This window comes from Photobacterium frigidiphilum (genome assembly GCF_003025615.1).
GTDB lineage: Bacteria > Pseudomonadota > Gammaproteobacteria > Enterobacterales > Vibrionaceae > Photobacterium > Photobacterium frigidiphilum.
The window spans coordinates 1-22357 of sequence record NZ_PYMJ01000049.1 but is presented as its reverse complement, the minus strand read 5'-3'; the positions used below and the strand labels follow the sequence as shown (position 1 = coordinate 22357).

Sequence of the window (22357 nt, the reverse complement as noted above, 5' to 3'; positions counted from 1 at the left end):
CGTTGCAAACCAAGTTGTTTTGTGGGGAGACGAGTTTACTCGTGTACACACAAAACATTATCTTGCCATTTACTTTAGAGTGTATTTGTTAAAAATCAACCACTTCGCATTAAGTTGCATTGATTCGCACTAGTTCGCATTAAATTGCATTACAGCAAAACAACCCTCTCTCATCTCGCGTTAATTCGCACTAAATCGCATTAATTTGCGTTATAGGTCAAACATAATGAAAAAAAGAAATGGCAAATCTGAATTCATTAAAAATATTGATGAAATCACAGAAGAAATAAACAAAGGCGTCAATGGCATTCGTATTTATGAATCACTCTACGAAGAAGGAAAGGTCTCGTTTGGGTATTCTCAATTCCAACGCCATTTAAACAGCATCATTGGCAATAAGGATAAAACAATACATTCAGAGCAATATAAACCATCTAAGAAGACAATAAATCCAGCACCAACAAAACACGATTCACTCAGAAGGAAAAAGAATGTCATTCATGACCCAACGATGACTGACGAACGTAGAAAAGAATTATTTTAATAAGGAATGAATAACATGAGTAATATCCATTTTTTCTTACAAGGCAAAGGCGGCGTCGGAAAAACACTGACCAGCAGTTTTACTGCTCAATATCTAAAAGAAAAAAGTAATGACATTATCTGCATTGATACTGATTCAGTTAACCATACCTTCTCTCAATATAAAGCACTTAATGTGATGGAATATAATATTTATAACCCAGAAACATCATTCATTGATGAGACTGTCATCGAGGAAATGGCAGAATTTATTTACAAATCAAATAATGAACATATCGTCATTGATAACGGGGCAAGCTCCTTTGTCCCCTTACTTCAATATTTAGTCGATAACGAAATAATCCCATTACTTCGTGAAGCGGGACACAATGTTTATATTCATACCATCATTACTGGCGGACAAGGTATAGAAGATACCGCAGGAGGGTTGAGAACCATTATCAACAGTTTTAATGACGTCAACATCCTCGTTTGGCTCAATTACAAGTTCGGTGAAATACATATAGACGGTAAAGACTTTACAGATTGGGGGGTGTACACAACAAACAAAGAACGTATCAATGCCATTATCCCTCTTGATTTTCATGCCAGTCAACTCTACCAAAATGACTTGAATGCTATGTTAGCGAAAAAGCTCACGTTCGATGAAGCAAGGCAGTCCGTCAAATTATTTAGCCGAACCCGATTGAAACAAATGAAAACTCAAATTTTCAATAGCCTTGAAACCGCATTATATCCAAATATTAAAGCCATCGACGCTGAATAATTTTATTCCCAATGCTTGACCACATACCCACAATCGCTCACGAGATGGGCTTTAGGTCTCTTGCCGCTCATGTGGATATGTGGACAAGCTAATCAGGAGGACGCTGTATGTCTGATAAACCCAACAAAGCAAAAGAAAAGCTCAAAAAAGAAATCACCTCACTGTTACAGGCTGAATTTGGTGGGGAGATTTTAGACGATGAGCCGATTGTACAAATCGCCTTATCAAACACGGCCGTGTTTGAAGTGCTGATTGATAAAATCAGTCAATATCAGGAAACAAGAGAAGAACAACTGCTGGCCAGTTTTTCTCTTATCGAAGAGAAAAACGCCTCTGCGTTTGATGATTTCTTACGTGAAATTAATGAAATACAAAAGAACGCCTGGGCGGTTCAACAAAAGGCATGGTTTGACAGTGCCAATCAATTAATAAAAAAACACCTCATCAAAACCGAAACCCTGCTCAACGTAGGTAAAACAGAAAACCGTGATAAAACCACGCTCTTTCAAGCCCTATCAATGCCCCTTTTATTGCTGCTATCCATCAGCAATATTGTTTTGCTGCTCATGATGCTTTATCAGCAATGAGTCCGCATTAAGCGGTGTCATTAACCCACAGCTAAGAGCGGCTTAACAGGGCGCGAGGGCGTCATGCGGGCGAGAATAGTGTATAGCACGCGACATCCACATTGGCACTCGCTTGATGTGCTTGTCGCTGCGCTCTTTCTTGCATCTTTCGCGCAGCTCAAGATAACACTGAGGTTAAGTGGCCACAGTAGGCTTATGCACATATGCACGGGAGAAGAAGACATTAAAACGATCGCATTTGCCGGTGTAGATGTGTGTAAGCCGTCGGATTTTTTACTCATACGGGCTTTAAATCAAAATGATGACGCTTATCCGCAGGACACAATCCTAACAGGAGACACCAAATCAAAAACTGCCCGACCAAACACCCTATCGCGCCCCCCATCAAATACACCGCGTTCAATGACCCCCACCCATTTTCAATGTAGCACGTTGCTGCAAACCACACCGCCCCCACAGTAAGCGCCATCGGGGCAACATTCCACACCACAAACCGTAATACCCCATGCGCCATCATTAACACCCATACCAACACAAAGCGAAGCAGGTCAAACACCCTCATGATGTTACTTTTAGAGGGGGGCGAAACCACACTCGATTCATCATATGACCAATATTCACAGTCCCCCTGGTTATCAACCATCATGATAATGTCTCGATGGTCATTAAGCTGAATGACGAATGACCGTCCCCCTTCATTGCCATTTTCTGTTACCTGACATGGTTCCGCCGCCAAGGCGAGCGGTTCAAATTCTTCTTTGGTCATCGATGTGAGTAACGGGGAATTGTCCATAAGTCACCTTCTTTTTTGCGACAAAATAATACGAACCATATTCGTACTGTCACGCTGAGACTGCACTCCCCCCGCTGGAAGCTTGCGCGCAGAAGGGGGGCTGAATTTACAAATGAGACCAATAATGACGCTGGCCGTTAACGTCTACATGGCTGCTCATCACAATATGACCATTAAGCCAAATTGAAAAACTCACACCAAATTCATCATTTTTCTGCTTGAGTTGCCCGCGTTCGGTGGCCATGGCCACACGATCGAATTCTTGCTCAGTGATCGGATTTAACACTGCTTTTTGATTATTCACGATTGGCCTCCGACAGCTTGCTGTAGCGATTGACAAAATCCCTGAAAATCTGACCAGGTGCGGGTTTTACAATGCACCGGCATTAATAACGTTGAAACAAGAATGACTTTTTTCTTGCGGTTCATCTTATTTTGTTTATGATCGTTCGTTGTAATCATTTGATATTCTTCACCGTATAGATTTTGATGACTCGCCCCTTCTAGTTCGTGCTAGAAAGGGGCACTCCGCTACTTTTTCAATAAAAACGCGTGTGCTTTACTGGCGAGACTGGCCGCCTTGAAAATAAACCGCTTGTCGTCATTCAGTTTCTTGAGCCATCCCGCAATATAATCCTCATGCTGTACCTCGCCAAACACCCCTAAATCAGCACAACAGAACGCCGCACCTAATTCTGCGACTAACTCCTCAAACGCATAATCTTTAGAACCAAATGAATTTTTCAAATCACGATCTAATCGGCTTTTATGACCAGACCAATGCGATAACTCATGAAGCGCTGTTGCGTAGTAATCATTAGACGATACAAAACGGTCTTTTGTCGGTAACGTAATCGCATCAACACTCGGAGAATAAAACGCCCTCACGCCTAGATGGCTAATCGTCGCGCCAGTCTGCGCTATCGCTGCTTCAACGTGGTCAAACGCCATAAAGTCACCTTGAACTGTACGCGCCTCACTGACCGTCACTGAGGGCTTGTCGATGTTCTCGATTTGGTCGAGATTAAAGACCGTGAAGGATTTCAACATAGGGATCATGTCTTTTTCGCCTTTGTCGTTATCTTTTTCTAGCATCTTATAAAAGATGATTGCCGTACCTTTTTGCCCCTTGATCACGTTTCCGCCTAATTCGGCGGCTTGCTTGTAGGTCAACCAGTAAGGGCTTGAATACCCTTTTTCGACAATCTCAGACCATAACAGCAGAATATTCACGCCTGAATACTGATGCTTTGTTTTGAAATTCATGGGTAACAGGGTGCATTCCTGTGTTCTGTCCCACGGACACGCCCACGGTTTAACGCCACTTTCTAACGCTGAGATAATGCGATCAGTGACAATCTGGTACATGTCTTTTGCCACTTTCGCCACGCGACGAGGCTTGCGCTTTGAAGAGATATTTTTGTTAGAGTCCTTCGGCTCCAAGGTCGAAACCTTGGTCGCCTGTTGCTGCTTAGTGATTGTTGAGTTGATAGCGGTCGAATGTGTCATGGCAGTGCTTCCTGTTTAAGTGTGTGTTCATTTCCGTTCTTCGCCTGACTGTTCGATTTCTTGCCATCGTTCTGCTTTACAAGGGCGCGAAGCGTTTATATACCCTTGTGAATCAGGTTGTGGTGAGAAACGATTAACAGGCAGTCGCGGAAGGGGAAATGAATGGACACACAGGAAGCACAATGACGCATGAGACCGGTAGCGACGATTACAAGCACTTAGCAGGATAAGGTGAAAGCTCTTGATGTTATGAGTTCGACGGTAGGAGAAGGATTGCTGTTGATAGCCCTGACCGTTACCTTTGGTGAAGACAACTTGTTGGCTGAGTTTCACTAGCGATATGAGAATGGAACATGCGAAAGAGAGCGAGTGAAATAGGGCAAGCGTAGCGAGGTTACCCCGAAGGGGTGCTGCTAGAATGACTTTAGTTTTTTACATTTTGTTTTGGTGGAGAGTAAACTCATGAATCCGTCATCGAGCTAAGGTCGATGACGGTAAGCGTGATAAATTAGACTAACAACTCTTTAAGAACAGAATAATCCCACGTTGACTCGGCTTTATTTATTTTTCTAAATTTCACTAATAAAAAATCAAGGGGGTTTTACTACTCACAAAAGTGAACGAGAGAGTAGCGTTGAAGACATTAGTTTAATCGAAATATCCTCAAACAAAGAAACAGCAAAAAGTTCTTATATAACTAAGACTTAAATAATAACAAAGGGAAATGTTCACGATGAACATAACAGAAATCATATCGTGTATACGTTATTATGTTGATCGAATTTGCTCTAAAGCTATTTGTATAGCGTTATCAAGAATACTTTCATCTTCCGCAGTTAAGTGAGAGAAATCATAGCCAAAATTTCGACCTTTCTTACGTTTCTTGGCATATTTATTTTTCTCCTTGAACTCTATCAAAGCCGTTGTCTCCGTACGCATTGTCTTTTTCTTCGGAAGAATTACCAATTGCTTAATTTGAGCCATTACAGACTCTACATTCCCCGACTTAATAGTCTTTATCAATTCCGCTGAATCATCACGTATTTTCACTTCTAAAAATAGCTTATAAAGATCGGTATAATCCTTCACCGTCAGCTCATTTATATCATCAAAGTGAAAGTAAATTTCCTTACTAACAGACGCAGCTTGAAGTGCACGAACAATTTTCGTTCGACTATAACCAAGTTCTTTAGCTATCTCATCTTGCGTTAAACCCTTATCTTTATAAGTAGCGGCCCTTACACCAATCTCATACAACGTGTGCTCTTTAGCACTTTGTAATGCCTTGGCTAACGCTTTCGCATCTGCTGGAGTAATGCCCTGTTCGTCAGTAACTAGTGCATCTAAATGGGGTATAGCCCCTTTTTGGAGCAAAAAATATTCCTTCCGGCGGGAGCCATCGAGGAAATTTAATTTTTCCTGCCCACTCAATGCATCATTGTAACGATACATAATTACAGGATAAAACTGCTGATATTTCATTGTATCTAAATCAGATAGATTCATTTCGTTAAGCAAGTCCTGATCACGCCCGTTTACCTCGAAATCAACTACTGTCTTCTGTACAACTTCTTCGTAGCTCAACCTCTCCTTTTTGAATTTAATTTTTCGTCCTGATTCTAGCGTCCAAACGATACCAAGCGGCACCTGTGAAAGATTGTTGCTACCAGAGGTTGGAATTCGTTTTTTCATAATTAATTACCCCTTAATCGCTATTCGCTTAATTTCATTCATGAACTGAGAACAAAAGGCACTGCTAGAAACGATCGCTTTATCAAACTGTTTAGCAGTAGTGACCGACTGAGACTTCTTCAAGTCCAATATTGTGCAACCTTTAACACTCGCCTCAAGAAATAGTTCACTTTGCGCTAACTGGGCAGTCATGAGGTTATCTTTCAACCCACGAATAAGTTTGTTTAAAACATTCTTATCATTGGAGCTAACTTCATTAAAGTTAACAGCTGCAAATTTGTACCATTCAATATTACACCCTTTATTTGGTAGCTCTGTGAAACGTTTTTCTAATGACAATGCGTAGTTAGCCGTTGAACTAAAATCAAGTTCGTGTGGTGTGACTGGAATAAATAACCCATCAATAGCCTCAAGAACAGCCCATGTTAAAGGACTATCTTGTGGGGGTGTATCGATGATGATTAGGTCGAATTTATTCTTTAGAATTGGGATAATCTTTTCTCTGAACGCAACTAAAAGAGACATTTTATTCTCATAGTCCAAAGAGCTAAAAATATCAGTAAACCTATCGTCATCAGGAAATGCTGGAAACACCTTCATATTTGGTAAGTGCGTATCTACAGGTGCTGCATTAACTAAATCATTAAACTCATAGCCCTGATCTAAATAACTACGAACAATATTGTCTTCTTCTACCTCAGCCAAAAGGAAATCAACAATAGTTATATATACGGCTTCTTCATCACCATTCTCTGACGATTTAAGCTTAAGATTAATACCTTGCGAGCCTTGTGGATCCATATCAATCAAGAGGACATTAGCATAATCATCAAGATCCAGAGCTGCATTTGTCGATAACAAGGCACTAGTCGTCGATTTCCCCGTTCCTCCTTTATGATTGACAATACCAATTACCTTAGAATTATACTCGTCAGAATATACCTTATATCCCCAAGCTTCTTTAAGATTGTGAATATCATGGCGAGTATATAAATGTGTTTTATTTTGATAGATAGGATCACCGATAACACCGTTATCGACAGCCTCTTGTAGTCGCTTATTAAAGGTTGGTTTCGACAAATTAAAGAGTTTTGTTAATTCAGTCTTATTTAAGCAATGGTTGTAAATTCGGCTATCTAGTCCCTCAATTAAATCTTCATCAGATACATGTACACGCATAACATCTTGAAGTGACGCGCTTTCCGAACGAAGCGACCCTCCCAACTTGCCAAATTCAACTGCAATACTCATTTTAATAGTCCTTATGTAATCAGTAGTTACAATCCTACCTCACAAAAACCACCAAGACAATAATTTTACCAATTTTAGTAAAATTTAATACTTATTGGTAAATACCCTTTCATTAAGGTTACCCCATGGTTTTTATACATAGATAGTTAGTATCTACGTTAGCGTTACAACCTTATTTAATTAAACCCAAAAGTAGTCTGACACTGAGTCGGTATACAGTGAATGGTAACTTTTTAGATTAACCCCATCGAAAGTTTACCAGCAGAGACAAATTCTTTACCACCAACAAAGGAAAATGGGAGTTCGGCGGTTTAAAATGCCGTATGAGTTATTATTACTTACCAGAAGGTGGAGAAGTAAAAACTAAGGGTGAAGTAATATGTGGGCTTGCTGCTTATTAGAATGCACTTCTTTTAACTCAGCTAACTCAGCATTGAATAATTGAGTGTCATTGATAGTATGAACAAGCGCAGAAACTCGATCTGATTCAATCAACATAGATACCGGTGCAGTTTGCTTCCCGTTTGCCTCAAAACAGTTCTCTAAATGATCCTGTAAAATATAAATGACATCAGGCTTAGCCTTAACGGACTCATCGAACAACTTCGAATCAAAGCCATGCTCGTGTAACAATATATTGAGTAAGTCATATAAACGCTGTGCATCGTTTGCTTTAGCCTGATAACTCAGCGATAGGGTATAGAGTTCATTCAGCTTCGCTTCCAAGTCCCCACCTTTACGCTGACCCACTAAAACCATTCGCTTAATGTCACCCTTAATAACTTTGTATTCAGGCTGCTTGAGTTTGGGTTTGAGGTATTTACACAGAAGCGTGTTGCGTTTAGCCAAAGGCACAAAATGATCATTACTTGCCACTTGGCCATACAGGTGCAACAAACTATTTTCGATCACATCAGAGAGGAGTTGGTGATAATTTTCTTTAGACAAAACGATGAGTACTCACAACAAATGGAATTCAACCTACAAGGAGAAATGGGGACGATCTCCTCAAAAATCAATCGATATGAAACTAGCATTATAATGAAATAAGAAGAGTGATCGTTTTAGCGCTTTGGGGTTAAAAATGCGGTCAAATGAAACTTGGCTTTTTGATAACAATTTAGTCACAAAAATGTGGATAGTTTTGGCTTAGTAAAGATGTGTTTTTGAAGGGTAGGGGACGTAATTTAAATGAGATGGTATTCGGTTAGTCGTGTTATGTACATTATGTAAAATGCGGGCGTTTTGGTGAAAATTAACTGTCACAACGGTAGGTTGATTGAATTTTCGCCAGCAACAGCAATACATTAGCTTCTATAGCGAAACCGTGGCTTGAGGATAGAGAGTAAGGTAGAATACGCGCGGGTGCTCTTGGCTTTCAGGCTTAGAGCATAACTCTTCAGATTGTTCGAAGCCGGAAAGACGAAAGCCCCATTAATTTTTCAATTAACGAGGCAATCTGATGAACCTAGACAATTCTGATGTTAGCCTCTCTTACCAAAGAGGGCAAGCTATGCTGAAAAGAAATTTCCCAATACGTTTATTAATTGTGTGTTTCACACTTTTAATAGCATTGGCGCTGGTCAGAGATGACCTCTGTTCCATCCAATATCAGGATGGAAAGAAACTCTTTAAGGCCGTCTTGTCCTACGAAGTAAGAGACTAGCCTAAATGGTGGGGTTCGCCCCACCATTTCAGGTTTTGTTTGGTAACATTGCCAATGAGCACCCAATCCTTTTCAGCAATGTCAGTAAGTTATGATAAATCGAGCCAATCTGTGACCCACTTAAATACTCGAACCAAAGAAATTACGCGGAAAACCAATTTTAATGTTTTTTGAATCATATACAAACCTTAATAGTTCAGAGAAGCAGAATACTTCCCTTCCATAAGGGTGTAGTGTCAAAATCCGACACTGTCTGATTTTGACTTTATACCGTGAGGGAGCGATATCGTTGGTCAGCCTTTCCAAGCACATCAATAATGATATAAATCTGAATGATTTCATCATCTAATCCCGCGATCACTGTTAATTAATCTTTTCATTACCCAGTTTTTCAATGTATTTCGCTATGTTGCCATCGAGAGCCTGGCGTAATGCCTTGTTCTCGTCGCTTAACGCATCCACTTTAGACAGTTCCCCCCGCAACACTGATTCACTCACCTTACTGTCAGTCAGTTCATTACGAACAAGGGTTATAGACTCGGACAACGTGTTATTCGCTTGCTTCTGCTCAAGTAGTTGAGATTCAATATTGGTTAACAATCGCTCTGAGGCTTTCAATTCGGCATTGGCGCCAGCCAGGCTTTGTTTGGTTTCATCATGGCGTGATAACTCAGCAATAAGCTGTGTTTGAGACGTCGATAGTTCAGTCTTCGTACCATCCAGTTGCTTGACCAATTCACTTAATTTATCATTGGCCGCCTCTAATTGTGCCGTTGTGCTGGCTAATGACTGTTTGCTTTCGTCATGTTTTGCCACCTCTGCAGTAAGCACATTTTGCTTATCAGCATACTCGACCTGTAACGCCTCTAAGACTTTTTTAGTCTCACTAAGCACAGTATTGACTTGCGTGATTTCTTTGCCGTGCTGCTCAGTGGCATCGTGCGCTTTCTGCTGTTCGCGGGTAAGTTCAAGCTCACTGGACGATAGCTGCTGACGAAGGGTTGCTCGTTCATCGATGTGGGTTTCACGCTCACTTTCTAAATGCAGTATCCGTTTCTCAGCATCAATAAGTCGTAGCTCCGTGGTTTCAGCTTTAGTAAGCACCTCTTGAGCGAGTAGTTCTTGAGCTTCTATCTCGGCCTGACTTTCAGCAATACTTTGATCAATACGTTCTGTTGCCGCTTGCTGTGCTGCCGTCCAGATCGTTTTTAATGCCACTTGCATCGCATCAGATGCACTAGCAGGTAGCACCAATTCATCAGGTAAAGCCGCCTCTTTAGCCAGCATACCCGCCTCAGATTGCTCCCAATTCTTTAGGTACTTTTGAATAGTGGTGTAACTACCTTCACCAAGGGTTTTGTGCAGCTTGAGAACCGTTGGCCACTCACCTTGACCCACAATGCGATTCGCCAACTCAAATACTTTTTCTTCCTTTACTTTAGCCGCTACCATCAAAATCCCCTTAGTAAGAACAACCCAATCAACTGTTTTCATTGTATAAAAAAACAGCATCACTGTAAACATGATAATTACGGTATTTACTGTAATTATCGTAATTACAGTAAATACCTACAAATGTGACCCGTTAAAATGATAAGGAGGGATCCGCAATCAGATAATATTTGATTGCGATGGTGGCGAGTAATTAACACCGCACCTGGACCCATTAGCAGGAAAGTGTACCAATGATTAATCATTAAATTTCAATTGGTTACTTATCGACTGGTACATTTCAACACCAATATTACCAGCCGACTTACCACAAACAGCCATCGAAAAGCTCAAAAGAGCCGTTTTATTCGTAGAGCCATTCATCCGCTTCTTCAAACATTTCTTCCAATAGTTTGCCGACAGCTTCTTTTTCACCTTTTGATGCACTTAACACGGTCAAATTGTTATTGTTCCCTTTGCGTAACCGAATGTGTGTCTCAGGCCACCGAGCATGAATGCGTCGAGTAAACTCATTTTCTAGTTTGGTAAATCCATTTTTCGGTAATCCTGTTTTATTCACCATCAGTTCAATTTTCATATAACACCTTCAATTAATACTGTATATAACCACAGTGATTATATACACAGTATCATTAAACGCAACGGCTCCATGTCACATCTCATACGTCTAAAAGTGATTGATTTAATGTGTTACAGTGTCACTCTTAATGTCATATAAAATGATCTTCACTGATCAAAAAGATCATAGGCAAATATAAACACGCCTACACTCTTATATTGAGCGCAGCGAAATATACTAGGCAAACTACCACTGAGATTGAATTAACCGCTTCTGATGCGTTTCAGTGCGAATGTGGCGGTATTTACTCCCTTCTCCTTCCTGCAAAGCGGCTCTTTCTCTGCTAAGGGTTGAAATAAATAAAAAGTTAAAATGTCGGATGACAAAAGATAGTTACCACGCGTTCTTTATGGTTTCAGGATTGAGGTGGTGAAGATGTTGTTGAGTGATTAGATTACCTCGATGGGGCCCGTTCAATTGTGTGATGAATGTGAGGGATCGATAATATTGAAAATTGAATGGGAGGTACTTGATAGCAGCTTGCTGCGTGCTTTTCTAATCAATAGATATTTATATCTCTGAAAGGTTCTTTGGTAACCAAAGACAAAAGAACTACTTGCGCTCCTATAAGTGATATCATACTTTTAATTTATATTTATATAGACAGGGTTATCCACATCTTCATTTGATTGTGAGTAAATTGGTCTCATAAACGGTCGCGTTCATGCTGATCATGCACTTATTTAACAAAATAACAGGTCTGAATAACGGAAAAGAAAGGAAGCAGAGACAGGTATGATCGCAAAAGACCGCAATTAAGCGGCATCAGTTCAGTGTAGTTAAATTAATGCTCGGAGAGGTAGTTAGCCCCATAGATAGACGGTTCAACGGCTTTACCTTGCGGATAGCGCGCTTCATCACCCCGCTTCAGGTTTGCCCTATTCCGTTTTTTACGGAAGTAACTGTTACTAAAGGCTTCATACACAATCCATACATTGGACAGGCCAGCCTTAATACGTTTGGCTATCCCTTTCTTGAACGAGTCTTTCACATCATCTTGCTCAAACAAATGTGAGAATACGTTCATGAATTTCTGGGTTATGGATTTATAGGCCGCCTTAGAATAGATCTTAGGTAAATCGTCATCGAGAAGGTCAAGATTGTCCAATACATCACGATCTGAGACAAATACAGCGTCCACAACCAAAAAATCAGCCATTTTAAACAGCTTTAAAGTTGCAAAGTAACGCGTTTCACTGATAGCCTCATCCCAACACGTGACATACATACGACGAATAGCATCATGCGTCACCGTATCCATGTGTTCAACTTTACCCACACCCACTTGTAACGACTGTGTTTCCAAGAAACAAAAGATCGCCGTCATCACTTTTACGCAACTGATACGCTGGCGTTCTTGTAAGCCTTTAAGTACGGATTGGCAAAAGTGTAAATCATGCAATTTTTTGCTATGACAGTGGGGATTATCAATAAATTGACTAAACGCCAACAAGAACCGCTTGTGATAGTGGGTAAAGAGGGCTTTTCCTGACGGGCTGTTCTTTTTTGAACCGAGCAATGTAATACGTTGAGATACACGCTTTTGCTCGACCGAGACCGTTTTACTGGATTGGTTTTTAGGGTGTTTACGTTTAGAGGCGGTCATGACACACATCCTCAACATAAGTACACAAAGCAGCATACGCTAGGGCATTATGGTGATCGGGATTGTGTCTGGTTCTTCGAGGCTGCGAGCAGCCGTATAGAGGTCTGGTCATGATATTGATTCCGCCGATTGAAAGTCTGCTTGGTTTCCACGCCAAACATTGCAGATCACTATAATCAGAAGTCGCCTAAAGATCAAACACTTGATCGACAAATACAAAAAAAGCTAAACCTCGGCGGAAGTTTAGCTTTTCTCGGAATGTTATGTAGTCGGATTGGAGATCCAACACATTCTATCTTCTAAAAAATACACTACATAGATAACTATGTAGTAATGTGCTATGTAATGCACTCTTACTTTAGAACACTGCAAACATTGTAGTTCTTTAATATGCAGCGATCAAGAACAGTTTACTTTAATAAAACTTTCATTATACTTCTATTGACGCCCAAAAAACTCGACCTATTAACTCAAAATCATCAAGCCCACTTAAATTATAAACCTCATCATCATATGATTTATTATAACTTTGAATTATTAATTCATATGGTGTTTGTTTTAAAGACTTGATACGTAGAAGTCCATTTTGTTTAAAAACATACATTTTCCCATCTTTTATTACACGTTCATGGCGATCTAACGCAATAATTGAACCTTCCGGGACTATTGGCTCCATACTATCGCCCGTCACAACAATACATACAATATCATCAATATTTCTTCCCTTTATGATATTAGTAGGTATCGCTGCATAACCTTTATCTTCATCATCTACACAGCTCCCCACACCTCCTGCCGCACAAACATTAGGATAAAAAGAAACTAACACACATGCCACATTTGATTCTGGCAACATCTGAATTGGTGGTTTTATGGCTACAGTTAGCCAATCAACAGTTACATCCAGCTCTTTACTTAATTTAAGTAGATGTTTCCCTTTAGGTTCATTTTCCTCTCTTTCCCATTGAGAAACAGCCGTAGGCGTTACGCCTACTCGTGTTGCAAGTTCTTTTTGAGTCAAACGTTTTTTCAAACGTAGTTCTCTAATTCGTTCGCCAATACTATTCATACAACAACTTTAAAATACTGAATCTAAAGTTCCCTTACATATCAACTTAATAAAATAAAGTTTTAAACTTTACTTTGATATTCGTCTGTTTTATGATTCATACCATGATCATCCATACAGTACTCCTTTAGCAGTACAAAGGGCCTGAGTATGACTAGTAAGAAGTACATATCAGTCAATGTGTTGATGGACGTTAAATGTAGCAATATGCTCACACGTTCAGCCAAAAAAAACATGCGCTGCAAACGTCACGAAGCAGCCGCAAGACTTAAAGATCATCTTTTACGTTTCGGCGGTGAGTGGACTGAAAAAACAACAACAGAAAAGCAGTAATCTGTTTTTTTAAGTTAAAAAATCCCTGACAGGGATTCTATATCAATACGTCAAACACTTTATGTAGACCTTAAGCACCAAGAACGGGGCAGGCGGGTTAAGCCTAAAAACATTTGGAGTAGCCTTACCTTGGGCGACAACCGGCTATAACGGGAATACAAGGTGATTGACCGTTTCAAGCATAGAGTGTCCAAACGCTGCTTTAGTCAAGTCGTTTAAATTGCGTTAAACATAAGCGAAATCGCAACGGGGCATTGAAAGATGCCTACTCATACAATGAATTTTTGAATGGTTTCAATTCAAAAATTTATTGAAGAGGACGAAGTAATGAAAATTATTTACGGAAAACTACCTTACCAATATTTATCGACGATGGCTGGACTTAAGGGGCTGACTGCGCAGTCCTATCATGGCTACGCCATCTTAAAAGTAAAATTTATTGCTGAATTAGAACAGGGGGTGCTTTTTTCTGCCCTCGTTGATAATAATGAGTTACATCAGTACCCAGTGTTTACAGGGGTAATTAATGACATCATCATCAATAATAGAAATACACGTAAGGTTTCAATCCACAATATTGACACAACAAAAAACGCACAAAAAAAACGAAACCGAAAAATCAAAAATCTTAGTTTGACTGAACGTAATTGGAAACAATTCATTGGTCGACGAAAAACGATTGTCGATATATATAGATCAATAAATTAATTGGGCAAATCCAGTTCTAAAGTAAGAATACCAAATAAGTCCGTCATTGATACGCTTAGTCTTAGCTTACACTTACCTAATTTTTAGCGTTATCAATGGCGGCATCCTCATTCATCAAGGAAAGGAACGTGTGAGATGGCAATAAAGAATCTGTCCAACGCAATAACAGCACTTCGAGCTCAAGTTCGCGCACGACACGGTGCGGATAAACACGCTTTATCAATAGCAACTCAAGCCGTTAAAGAACAGGCCCCGTTTACACAGATGATACAGCAAGCATTGATTGGCAATAAAGACGGTAAAACATTATCCAATGTCACCGCCCAGTGGGTTAATCAACAACACAAACCCAAAAATTAAGTGGTAATGGTCAGTGTGATGACACGACATTTAAAAGGAGAGAGACCGATGAATCACCAATTAAAACAACCTACCTTCACCCCTTATTTCTTCAATAAAAAACAATCAGGCTATCACGTTGTCATACTTGGCAAGATGGGGGCGGGAAAATCATCTCTGATCGAAAAAATAGCACAGGGATACAGGGTGGCGAATGAGCAATAATGCCGCGAATCATAACCGAATAATGAAATGGGGTGATTATAGTCACTCAAAACCTAGAATTTACCTCCCTAAACCCTACATCACGGCAATCGCTAAACTCATCAAACAAAGTACCGACTTAAAGCACAGGCAATGCGTAACGCTTGTCGGTAACTGTTTTTGTGGCGTTGATAAATGCTTTAACGAATACCATGATTCACACCGGTTTGACATCGACTTCCGTACTGCCATGGAAGAGCATGTTGATATTGTTTCCGAATGTATTAACGAGCTCTCAAAAAGGACGGGCGTCAATACAGAGCGAATACTGGCGATATTAAAACAGCCCATCCAGACAAATAAGTCAAACAAACCGTTTGTTGCACGTCATACAACCTAGCCTTTATCTACACACTTGTTCGCAAGGGTGTTCTTTTCCCGTCCAACCAAATAACAAAACGCCATGACGATGATGACGTTTTATTATTTACACGGAGGTAACAATGAAACTATATATAGACCCTATTACATTAGGGATTGGGCTGGTTATTTTTGCATTTACATTGCCCTCTTTTTTCTTAGAAGAACAATGCAGTGTGACGTTTATTAATGAAAATGGGGTGAAATACGATAAGACAATTTCGTGTGACGATGCAGAAGTATTGACGGCTTATACTCCTAGCGACATCCGTTTTGTTGCTACTAATACAACCCTTTCAGATTAAGTTAATAATACAAAAAGTGGTCACTATCATAGTGACTTTGTTGTCTGCACGACACCGACCATCAAAAGCCATAACCTAGCCTTTATGGAGGTCTGACATGAATAAAAACGAATTTCTTTTAGCTTACCCATCCGCGCCACCTAATAAAGCAGCCCGTGAAGCCGCCTATTGCCAGCGACCATGCCACGCAAGACGACGGATTGAAACACTCCGTGATGCACAATCTTTCGGCTTATCACTGGCGGATATTGAGGGAGGAGGTGCCAGTGAAACTCGATGTTGATTTATCCGCGCTGCATAGCGCTGTCGCAAGAATGACCCTGCCGCAAATCACCGCCTCACGGACAACCACCGTCACCCATTCTATGTTGAAGCGTTATCACATCGTTCATAGCATGGAGCCCGACAGTTCTGAGTGTGCCATTAGTTCAGCACTATGGTCTTCCCCCTTAATTCCGGCGGTGTATTGCCTGTTTCTTGCCGAAGAAAGCGAAGGGTTTCACCTGTCCACACAGGACATCGTGACCCTGTTAGTCCGCTTTTATGGCTTTAAGCGCGTGCCACTCGATGACACGGCGATTGAGATTGAACTCTATCGTGCCCGTGACGAGCATTGCGCCCTCGCTGCCGATATTTTGCAGCAACCACTTTTACACAAAGAGGGGCTAAGTCGAGCCATCAGAGACTGCAAACCCATTGGGTTTGAATCGTTTGAGGATTTGATAGCACGTCAATAATCCCTCCCTTTCTCTTTAACCCGTGAACCTTCACGCTTAACACAGGAAAACCCCATCATGCGATTTAGAACATGGTGTCACCAATGGTCACAAGTTTGGCTGAAAGCCAATATTGCCGTATTCGGTTTTATGCCCTTTCTGGCACACGCTTCCAACACCGGCATGCCCTATGAAGCCCCGTTAGAAAAGGTAGTGAACTCCATCACCGGCCCCGTTGCGTTTGGGGCCTCGGTTCTCGGAATTGTGGCCGCGGGGCTGGGCCTGATTTTTGGCGGAGAAATGAATGGGTTTATCCAGAAATTGATGATCCTTTCTTTGGTCATATCCGTCATCGTCATGGCCACGAACTTAATGTCTTTTCTGTTCAACGTGTCATCAACGCTGATTATCTAGGAGAAATATTATGGAAGCCGATGAGCCCTTAGTCTGCCGCCCTGTCTTTGCGTTTAACCGCAGCCATTTGTTCCTGGGCGGTGAACGCGAGTTGGTCCTGAGTATGGTGCTGCTGTGTATCGTGCTGATTGTGGCTCTGCAAAATATCTATACCGCCATGCTGGGCGGGGTGTTGCTCATTGTGTCCATCACGGTGGCACGGATGATGGCCAAATCCGACCCGCAATTAACCCAAACATACCGCCGCTTTGCACGGTATCAACGGTTCTACCCATCCAACGGCATGAAACACTACGGGGGATAACATGTTTAATTTGAAAAGCTACCGTGATACCCAACAAGGCACGCCGGATTTACTCAATTGGGCGGCCATGGTCGATAACGGGGTCATGCTCAATAAAGACGGCTCCTTTACTGCCGCCTGGATGTACACCGGATTGGATGCCGCCACGGCCACCAATGCCGACCGCAATGATGTGGTGTATCGCGTCAACCGCGCCCTGTCATCACTCGGGTCAGGCTGGATGATCCATGTGGATGCCATTCGCCAGCAAACGGGGGCGTACCCGCCCCCTGAAACGTCGCATTTCCCTCACCCTGCCTTGCAGCTCATCGATGATTCACGCCGGATTTACTTTGAAGGGCAAGGGGATAAATACACCTCGACAACCGTCATTGCCGTGACCTATATGCCACCGGTCAAAACCCTGTCGAAAATCACCGATTTGATGTTTGAGCATCAAGGTAACCCAACGGGGATGGCGACCAAAAACTTGGCCCGTTTCAATGAGAAATTAAAAGACATCGAAGGGCGGTTATCCGCGTCCCTGCGATTAACCCGCCTTGAAGCCCATCAAGAGGATGAGCGCTGGGTTGACCCGTTTCTCTCCTACCTGCGCTATTGCCTGACCGGGCATTGGCACCTTATCACTGTACCGATGGTCCCCATGGCCATTGACAGCTTGATTGGGGCGGTCGATATGTGGACGGGGTTTGAGCCCAAAGTGGATGAGTGTTATGTCTCACTCATCAGTATCGATGGGTTTCCGCAATTAAGCAGCCCGAACCTGCTCAATGCGCTGGACTACATGAACGTGGAGTATCGCTGGTCTACCCGTTTTGTGTTTTTTGATAACAGAGAAGCCATTTCACTGCTCAAGACCGAGCGTAAAAAATGGGAACAAAAGGTGGTGTCGTTTAAAGACAAGTTAATTAAAAACCCCAACCCACCCATTAATGCCGATGCACTGAACATGGTCAATCAGTATGAATCGGCCAGCACGGCGTTATCGGCGGGCGAACTGCAATACGGCCATTACACCAGTACGTTTATCTTGCGTCACCAAGACCGGCAAGTCCTGGCCGAAATGACCGAATACACCACCAAGACCCTCAACCTTATCGCCGGCTTTTCATGCCGCGTCGAAACGGTCAATGCCACCGAAGCCTTGCTCGGCACACTGCCGTCAGATGCGTTGCACAATATCCGCCGCCCTTTATTGAGTACCGACAATCTGTGCGACCTGCTGCCGCTGGCCAGCATTTGGACGGGCAGTGAAACCTGTCCCTGTCCGTTTTACCCTGACAACTCTCCGCCTCTGATGGTGTGTACCGCACAGGGTAATACCCCGTTTCGGTTGAACCTGCATGTGGAGGATGTGGGGCATACCTTGCTGTTTGGACCCACGGGGAAAGGCAAATCCACTGCATTGGCCATCATGGTGGCGCAGTGTTTCCGCTACCCCAAGGCGCAGGTCTTTGTCTTTGATAAAAAGCGCTCCATGTATGCCTTGAGTCAGTTGGGGGGGACCCACATTGATATTGGTGATAACAGCGCCCCGTCATTGGCACCGCTGTGCGATTTAGATAATGACTTTGAGTGGTGCTGCGATTACATCGAGCAGTTATTGGTCCTGCAAAGTGTCAATGTGACGCCCGATATGCGCAGTGCGATTTTCGCGGCATTGACAGCCATGCGAGGCAGCCCCATTCAGACCTTGTCGGAATTTAAAGCTCAGTGCCAACACACGGCGATAAAAACCGCCATTGAATATTACACGGTAAAAGGGCGAAGCGGGGATTTGCTCGATGCGCAAGAAGACACCTTGTCGCTAGCATCATTCATGGTGTTTGAAATAGATGGCTTAATGAAACGGGGCGATAAAGACGCCATTCCCGTGCTGTCTTACCTCTTTCGCCGTATCGAGCGGTCGTTAAACGGTCAACCCAGTTTCATTGTGTTGGATGAAGCCTGGGTCGCCTTTAGTCACCCGATATTTCTCGCCATGTTAAAAGAATGGTTGAAGGAATTACGCAAAGCCAATTGTGCGGTGATTCTGGCGACGCAATCGCTGAGTGATGCGATTAAATCCGGCATCTTGGATGTGTTGGTTGAATCGTGTCCGACCCAAATATTCTTACCCAACGAAAAAGCCCCGCAGTTTGCCGAGACCTATCACCAGTTCGGGCTCAATGACAAACAAATCGAATTACTTCGCCATGCAACACCCAAGCGTGATTACTACGTGTGTCAACCCACGGGCAACCGCTTGATTGACCTGTCACTGGACCCCATTGCACTGGCGTTTGTCGCAGCAGGGAGTAAAGACGATATTCAGAGAGTAAAAACATTGGTTCATGAACATCAGGAGAGTTGGTATATCACATGGTTAACCGAGCAAGGACTGTCGTTCGCGCCCTAGCCGCGTTTTGGTTACACGCCTGGCAACAACTGGATGCTGACCGATTAGACGCCAAACGCATGCGGTCAGACGACCGTTTTTTACACTAAGGAGAAAACCGTGAATCACTCCCGATATCGTCTAGCATGGCTGCTCGCCGCTGCCGTGTCATCCACCCTGCCCGCCCCCGTGATGGCGTGGCCTGTAGTGTGTGTCAACTGCGCGACCAATATTCAGGCCATGCAAGAAAGTCTCGCTCAGGCCAGAGATTATGTGGAATCGGTGCAGCAAACGTACAATTTAGTACAATCGCTGAGAAACCAAACCACCAACTTACAGCGCCTTGGCAGTATGGATTGGGGCAATACCGAGCAGCAGTTACGTAACCTGTCGAACATTGCTTCACAAGGGCAAGCTATCGCTTATTCGACCGCCAATTTGAATACCCGCTGGAATCGGCACTTTCAAGGCATGGACGGCTACGAGCAACAATCCATCGACGATATCAACGCCATCGGCCATTACCGCACGCGGGGAGACACCTTGCGGGACACCGCAAAGAGTGCCTTGTCCGTGGCCAATACGATGACGGAGTATCAGCAAGATGACAATGCCACCCTGCAACGGGCACAAAGCCATTCAGCCGGTGCAAAAGGGGCATTGCAAGCCGCACAGGCCAACGGGGAATTATTGGCACAAGTCTCAAGGCAACTGCAAAAAATTCAAACCCTCCTGCAAGCTGACATCCAAATGAGCTCAACCTATATCGCCAGTGAAGTGGACCGATTGGATGCAGAAAAAGTGGCCACCAATAAGTTACACCGTGACGCGCCCACGGTGGATGTAACCGATGGGATGGATTGGTCCACCCAATGGGGTGCAGGCAATGGGAGTTGGTAACGCATGAAACGGGAATTACGCTCCTTGCACCACCATATGCAGCAAGCCGGTATCACGCAGTATCTGGAGGATGACACGGTCACGGAAATCATGCTCAACCCCGACGGGCAATTATGGATTGAAGCCTTTGGTCAACCGATGCGCTGTTGTCATGTCGTCTCGCCGGATGATGCGCTGCGCATCATCCATGCCATTGCCGATTGTCACCACCTCATTATTGACCGCCAGCACCCACTATTAGAATGTGAACTGCCGCTTGATGGCAGCCGTTTTGAGGGATTGGCGGACCCTGTTGTGGCACAAACCAGTTTTGTTATTCGCAAGAAAGCCACGCGGGTGTTTACCCTGGACGAGTATGTCGAGGCGGGGAGCTTGTCCCCCGCCCAATATGACGCCATTGTCGCGCTCATTCTGGCCCACCGTAACATTGTCATTGTTGGGGGTACGGGCTCAGGCAAAACCACGTTAGCCAATGCGGTGTTAGCCAAAATCGCTGACTGCTTTCCTGATGAGCGGTTCATCATTTTAGAGGACACCAATGAAATTCAGTGCCAAGCCAAGAACTTTGTAGTCATGCGGACCTGCGATAAAGCCGGTATCTCGATGCAAACCTTGTTGCGGGCCACCCTGCGTTATCGTCCCGACCGCATCATTGTCGGGGAAGTGCGGGGCGGCGAAGCCCTGGATTTACTCAAAGCCTGGAACACCGGCCACCCTGGCGGGGTCGCCACCATTCATGCGGATTCAGCCCGTTTGGGGTTAGACCGACTTGAGCAATGTATCAGTGAAGTCGCTGTCACGATTAACCACCGCATGATTGCGGCTACTGTGCACGCGGTGGTCTTTATTAAAAAAACGGCTGAGGGCCGAAAAATACAAGACGTTGTCGAGGTGCAAGACTACCACGACGGCCATTACCGCTTTCATACCTAGGAGCACCCTATGCGGGTTGTCATACTCATTATTGGCCTGCTTTTTAGTGGGCTTTCTTATGCACAAAGCCCTGGGCTACAAAACAATGCCCTTGATGATTTGCTCGGGCAATTCCACACACAAACCGCGCTGTGGGAGCCCATTATTTTGCAATCCATGTGGGGGCTATTTTGGGGGCTGGCGGTGATTAGCCTGGTCTGGAATGCCATTCAGTTGGTCTTGCACGACAAAGGCATGGTCGATTTTATCGCCTTCCTCTTTAACCGCGTCATGACCATTGGCTTGTCCGTGTGGCTCATCACCAATGCCTCGGCCTTGGCGTGGGCCATCATCAACACCTTTCAAAAAGTCGCCGGTCTGCTCAGTACCAGTCAAGAAGGGTTCAGCCCCTCAAATGTGTTTGAACTGGGTTTGAGCATTGCGCACAAGGTCTATAGTGCGGCCAGTGGGTTCAGTGTCGGCGATACCCTGATATTGGGAATATGCGCTGTCATTATCCTGGTCGTCTTTGCCATGATTGCGGCTGAGATGTGCATCCTAATTGTCGGGGCGTACGTGTTGGTCAGTGGCGGCATCATCGTCATGGCTTTTTTAGGCAGTGAATGGACCCGAGACCATGCCATCAACTACTTCACCACCGTCTTAGGCATGGCGGTACAACTGTTCGTGATGCAACTCATCATCATTATCGGCTACAGCATGTTCAGTGGTTTTCTGACACAAGCCGGTGATGGCAGCGCGGATTATCTGGTGATGGTCGGCATGTGTATTGTCTATTTTGCCTTGGTGCGGGTCGTGCCGAACATGGCAACGTCACTTGCCACAGGACGCTTTGTCTTCGGCAGTGGGTC

General features: G+C 43.5%; 28 protein-coding genes. 18 read left to right on the top strand and 10 right to left on the bottom strand.

Annotation, left to right across the window (positions count from 1 at the left end):
* Positions 1-205: 205 nt before the first annotated feature.
* The 3 genes from C9J12_RS27100 to C9J12_RS27090 all read left to right on the top strand — a co-directional run bounded on the left by C9J12_RS27100 (position 206) and on the right by C9J12_RS27090 (position 1896).
* On the top strand, positions 206-544 hold the full coding sequence (locus tag C9J12_RS27100) for a TraK family protein (protein WP_227876486.1): 339 nt from the start codon (positions 206-208) through the stop codon (positions 542-544).
* A gap of 15 nt (positions 545-559) precedes the next feature.
* The gene (locus C9J12_RS27095; protein WP_170111900.1) at positions 560-1309 is read left to right on the top strand and encodes an AAA family ATPase; all 750 of its coding nucleotides are present in this window, start codon (positions 560-562) and stop codon (positions 1307-1309) included.
* Between the two features lie 107 nt (positions 1310-1416).
* Positions 1417-1896 (top strand): hypothetical protein, encoded by a 480-nt coding sequence (locus C9J12_RS27090; RefSeq protein WP_107245943.1) that lies wholly within the window; start codon positions 1417-1419, stop codon positions 1894-1896.
* Between the two features lie 277 nt (positions 1897-2173).
* On the opposite strand, the gene C9J12_RS27085 is transcribed toward C9J12_RS27090, so the two are convergent.
* The 6 genes from C9J12_RS27085 to C9J12_RS27060 form a co-directional block, all read right to left on the bottom strand.
* Positions 2174-2689, bottom strand: a complete 516-nt coding sequence (locus tag C9J12_RS27085; protein ID WP_107245940.1) for a hypothetical protein — start codon at positions 2687-2689, stop codon at positions 2174-2176.
* Between the two features lie 106 nt (positions 2690-2795).
* Positions 2796-2993, bottom strand: a complete 198-nt coding sequence (locus C9J12_RS27080; RefSeq protein ID WP_107245937.1) for a hypothetical protein — start codon at positions 2991-2993, stop codon at positions 2796-2798.
* A 227-nt stretch (positions 2994-3220) separates the two neighbouring features.
* Positions 3221-4198, bottom strand: coding sequence for an ArdC family protein (locus tag C9J12_RS27075; RefSeq protein ID WP_107245935.1), 978 nt, complete (start codon positions 4196-4198; stop codon positions 3221-3223).
* A 768-nt stretch (positions 4199-4966) separates the two neighbouring features.
* Positions 4967-5890, bottom strand: a complete 924-nt coding sequence (locus tag C9J12_RS27070) for a ParB family protein (RefSeq protein ID WP_107245932.1) — start codon at positions 5888-5890, stop codon at positions 4967-4969.
* A 6-nt stretch (positions 5891-5896) separates the two neighbouring features.
* Positions 5897-7141, bottom strand: a complete 1245-nt coding sequence (locus tag C9J12_RS27065; protein WP_107245930.1) for a ParA family protein — start codon at positions 7139-7141, stop codon at positions 5897-5899.
* A gap of 363 nt (positions 7142-7504) precedes the next feature.
* Complete coding sequence (locus tag C9J12_RS27060; protein WP_107245928.1) at positions 7505-8089, bottom strand: DUF2913 family protein; 585 nt, start codon at positions 8087-8089, stop codon at positions 7505-7507.
* A 514-nt stretch (positions 8090-8603) separates the two neighbouring features.
* Between C9J12_RS27060 and C9J12_RS27055 the strand changes: the two genes are divergently transcribed.
* Positions 8604-8807, top strand: coding sequence for a Hok/Gef family protein (locus C9J12_RS27055; RefSeq protein WP_322348892.1), 204 nt, complete (start codon positions 8604-8606; stop codon positions 8805-8807).
* Positions 8808-9170: 363 nt separating this feature from the next.
* Here the strand turns inward: C9J12_RS27055 and C9J12_RS27050 are convergent, their stop codons facing one another.
* From C9J12_RS27050 to C9J12_RS27035, 4 genes are all read right to left on the bottom strand, one after another.
* Entirely contained in the window at positions 9171-10259 is a 1089-nt protein-coding gene (locus C9J12_RS27050) for a DNA-binding protein (RefSeq protein ID WP_170111899.1), read from the bottom strand.
* A gap of 343 nt (positions 10260-10602) precedes the next feature.
* On the bottom strand, positions 10603-10836 hold the full coding sequence (locus C9J12_RS27045; protein ID WP_107245844.1) for a DinI-like family protein: 234 nt from the start codon (positions 10834-10836) through the stop codon (positions 10603-10605).
* Between the two features lie 826 nt (positions 10837-11662).
* Positions 11663-12484: a hypothetical protein gene (locus C9J12_RS27040; RefSeq protein WP_107245923.1), complete on the bottom strand. Its 822-nt coding sequence runs from the start codon at positions 12482-12484 to the stop codon at positions 11663-11665.
* Between the two features lie 430 nt (positions 12485-12914).
* Entirely contained in the window at positions 12915-13553 is a 639-nt protein-coding gene (locus tag C9J12_RS27035; RefSeq protein WP_107245921.1) for an XRE family transcriptional regulator, read from the bottom strand.
* A gap of 150 nt (positions 13554-13703) precedes the next feature.
* On the opposite strand from C9J12_RS27035, the gene C9J12_RS27030 reads away from it, so the two are divergent.
* The 14 genes from C9J12_RS27030 to trbL all read left to right on the top strand — a co-directional run.
* Positions 13704-13886, top strand: a complete 183-nt coding sequence (locus C9J12_RS27030; RefSeq protein WP_107245918.1) for a TraY domain-containing protein — start codon at positions 13704-13706, stop codon at positions 13884-13886.
* A gap of 288 nt (positions 13887-14174) precedes the next feature.
* The gene (locus C9J12_RS27025) at positions 14175-14594 is read left to right on the top strand and encodes a hypothetical protein (protein ID WP_107245915.1); all 420 of its coding nucleotides are present in this window, start codon (positions 14175-14177) and stop codon (positions 14592-14594) included.
* Positions 14595-14729: 135 nt separating this feature from the next.
* Positions 14730-14954 carry a hypothetical protein gene (locus tag C9J12_RS27020; RefSeq protein ID WP_107245913.1) on the top strand — a complete coding sequence of 75 codons (225 nt, stop codon included), beginning with the start codon at positions 14730-14732 and terminating at the stop codon, positions 14952-14954.
* Between the two features lie 48 nt (positions 14955-15002).
* Positions 15003-15158 carry a hypothetical protein gene (locus C9J12_RS30870; RefSeq protein ID WP_170111898.1) on the top strand — a complete coding sequence of 52 codons (156 nt, stop codon included), beginning with the start codon at positions 15003-15005 and terminating at the stop codon, positions 15156-15158.
* The gene (locus C9J12_RS27015) at positions 15148-15537 is read left to right on the top strand and encodes a hypothetical protein (RefSeq protein ID WP_107245910.1); all 390 of its coding nucleotides are present in this window, start codon (positions 15148-15150) and stop codon (positions 15535-15537) included. The genes C9J12_RS30870 and C9J12_RS27015 overlap by 11 nt, the downstream gene beginning before the upstream one ends.
* Positions 15538-15640: 103 nt before the next feature.
* The gene (locus C9J12_RS27010) at positions 15641-15862 is read left to right on the top strand and encodes a hypothetical protein (protein ID WP_107245908.1); all 222 of its coding nucleotides are present in this window, start codon (positions 15641-15643) and stop codon (positions 15860-15862) included.
* Positions 15863-15959: 97 nt separating this feature from the next.
* Positions 15960-16145, top strand: coding sequence for a hypothetical protein (locus tag C9J12_RS27005; protein WP_107245906.1), 186 nt, complete (start codon positions 15960-15962; stop codon positions 16143-16145).
* Positions 16129-16599 carry a hypothetical protein gene (locus tag C9J12_RS27000; protein ID WP_107245903.1) on the top strand — a complete coding sequence of 157 codons (471 nt, stop codon included), beginning with the start codon at positions 16129-16131 and terminating at the stop codon, positions 16597-16599. Before C9J12_RS27005 ends, C9J12_RS27000 begins: the two co-directional genes overlap by 17 nt.
* Positions 16600-16656: 57 nt before the next feature.
* The gene (locus tag C9J12_RS26995; protein WP_107245900.1) at positions 16657-16992 is read left to right on the top strand and encodes a TrbC/VirB2 family protein; all 336 of its coding nucleotides are present in this window, start codon (positions 16657-16659) and stop codon (positions 16990-16992) included.
* A 10-nt stretch (positions 16993-17002) separates the two neighbouring features.
* A complete protein-coding gene (gene trbD / locus C9J12_RS26990) occupies positions 17003-17296 on the top strand; it encodes a conjugal transfer protein TrbD (RefSeq protein WP_107245898.1) in 294 nt (97 codons plus the stop codon).
* A 1-nt stretch (position 17297) separates the two neighbouring features.
* Positions 17298-19694, top strand: coding sequence for a VirB4 family type IV secretion/conjugal transfer ATPase (locus C9J12_RS26985; RefSeq protein WP_107245896.1), 2397 nt, complete (start codon positions 17298-17300; stop codon positions 19692-19694).
* 99 nt (positions 19695-19793) lie between these two features.
* Positions 19794-20573, top strand: coding sequence for a P-type conjugative transfer protein TrbJ (gene trbJ, locus C9J12_RS26980; RefSeq protein ID WP_107245894.1), 780 nt, complete (start codon positions 19794-19796; stop codon positions 20571-20573).
* A 3-nt stretch (positions 20574-20576) separates the two neighbouring features.
* On the top strand, positions 20577-21506 hold the full coding sequence (gene trbB, locus C9J12_RS26975; protein ID WP_170111897.1) for a P-type conjugative transfer ATPase TrbB: 930 nt from the start codon (positions 20577-20579) through the stop codon (positions 21504-21506).
* A gap of 9 nt (positions 21507-21515) precedes the next feature.
* On the top strand, positions 21516-22357 hold an 842-nt coding region (trbL, locus tag C9J12_RS26970), incomplete at its 3' end, for a P-type conjugative transfer protein TrbL (RefSeq protein ID WP_107245968.1).

What these genes read in the sequence shown, in the direction of transcription:
- C9J12_RS27070 (WP_107245932.1), bottom strand. Translation starts at nt 5,890, where the DNA reads ATGAAAAAACGAATTCCAACCTCTGGTAGCAACAATCTTTCACAGGTG.
- C9J12_RS27030 (WP_107245918.1), top strand. Translation starts at nt 13,704, where the DNA reads ATGACTAGTAAGAAGTACATATCAGTCAATGTGTTGATGGACGTTAAA.
- C9J12_RS27095 (WP_170111900.1), top strand. Translation starts at nt 560, where the DNA reads ATGAGTAATATCCATTTTTTCTTACAAGGCAAAGGCGGCGTCGGAAAA.
- C9J12_RS27020 (WP_107245913.1), top strand. Translation starts at nt 14,730, where the DNA reads ATGGCAATAAAGAATCTGTCCAACGCAATAACAGCACTTCGAGCTCAA.
- C9J12_RS27040 (WP_107245923.1), bottom strand. Translation starts at nt 12,484, where the DNA reads ATGACCGCCTCTAAACGTAAACACCCTAAAAACCAATCCAGTAAAACG.
- C9J12_RS27010 (WP_107245908.1), top strand. Translation starts at nt 15,641, where the DNA reads ATGAAACTATATATAGACCCTATTACATTAGGGATTGGGCTGGTTATT.
- C9J12_RS27055 (WP_322348892.1), top strand. Translation starts at nt 8,604, where the DNA reads ATGAACCTAGACAATTCTGATGTTAGCCTCTCTTACCAAAGAGGGCAA.
- C9J12_RS30870 (WP_170111898.1), top strand. Translation starts at nt 15,003, where the DNA reads ATGAATCACCAATTAAAACAACCTACCTTCACCCCTTATTTCTTCAAT.
- C9J12_RS27075 (WP_107245935.1), bottom strand. Translation starts at nt 4,198, where the DNA reads ATGACACATTCGACCGCTATCAACTCAACAATCACTAAGCAGCAACAG.
- C9J12_RS27015 (WP_107245910.1), top strand. Translation starts at nt 15,148, where the DNA reads ATGAGCAATAATGCCGCGAATCATAACCGAATAATGAAATGGGGTGAT.
- C9J12_RS27090 (WP_107245943.1), top strand. Translation starts at nt 1,417, where the DNA reads ATGTCTGATAAACCCAACAAAGCAAAAGAAAAGCTCAAAAAAGAAATC.
- C9J12_RS27005 (WP_107245906.1), top strand. Translation starts at nt 15,960, where the DNA reads ATGAATAAAAACGAATTTCTTTTAGCTTACCCATCCGCGCCACCTAAT.
- C9J12_RS27025 (WP_107245915.1), top strand. Translation starts at nt 14,175, where the DNA reads ATGGTTTCAATTCAAAAATTTATTGAAGAGGACGAAGTAATGAAAATT.
- C9J12_RS27085 (WP_107245940.1), bottom strand. Translation starts at nt 2,689, where the DNA reads ATGGACAATTCCCCGTTACTCACATCGATGACCAAAGAAGAATTTGAA.
- C9J12_RS27065 (WP_107245930.1), bottom strand. Translation starts at nt 7,141, where the DNA reads ATGAGTATTGCAGTTGAATTTGGCAAGTTGGGAGGGTCGCTTCGTTCG.
- trbB (WP_170111897.1), top strand. Translation starts at nt 20,577, where the DNA reads ATGAAACGGGAATTACGCTCCTTGCACCACCATATGCAGCAAGCCGGT.
- C9J12_RS27050 (WP_170111899.1), bottom strand. Translation starts at nt 10,259, where the DNA reads ATGGTAGCGGCTAAAGTAAAGGAAGAAAAAGTATTTGAGTTGGCGAAT.
- C9J12_RS27035 (WP_107245921.1), bottom strand. Translation starts at nt 13,553, where the DNA reads ATGAATAGTATTGGCGAACGAATTAGAGAACTACGTTTGAAAAAACGT.
- trbD (WP_107245898.1), top strand. Translation starts at nt 17,003, where the DNA reads ATGGAAGCCGATGAGCCCTTAGTCTGCCGCCCTGTCTTTGCGTTTAAC.
- C9J12_RS26985 (WP_107245896.1), top strand. Translation starts at nt 17,298, where the DNA reads ATGTTTAATTTGAAAAGCTACCGTGATACCCAACAAGGCACGCCGGAT.
- C9J12_RS27045 (WP_107245844.1), bottom strand. Translation starts at nt 10,836, where the DNA reads ATGAAAATTGAACTGATGGTGAATAAAACAGGATTACCGAAAAATGGA.
- C9J12_RS26995 (WP_107245900.1), top strand. Translation starts at nt 16,657, where the DNA reads ATGCGATTTAGAACATGGTGTCACCAATGGTCACAAGTTTGGCTGAAA.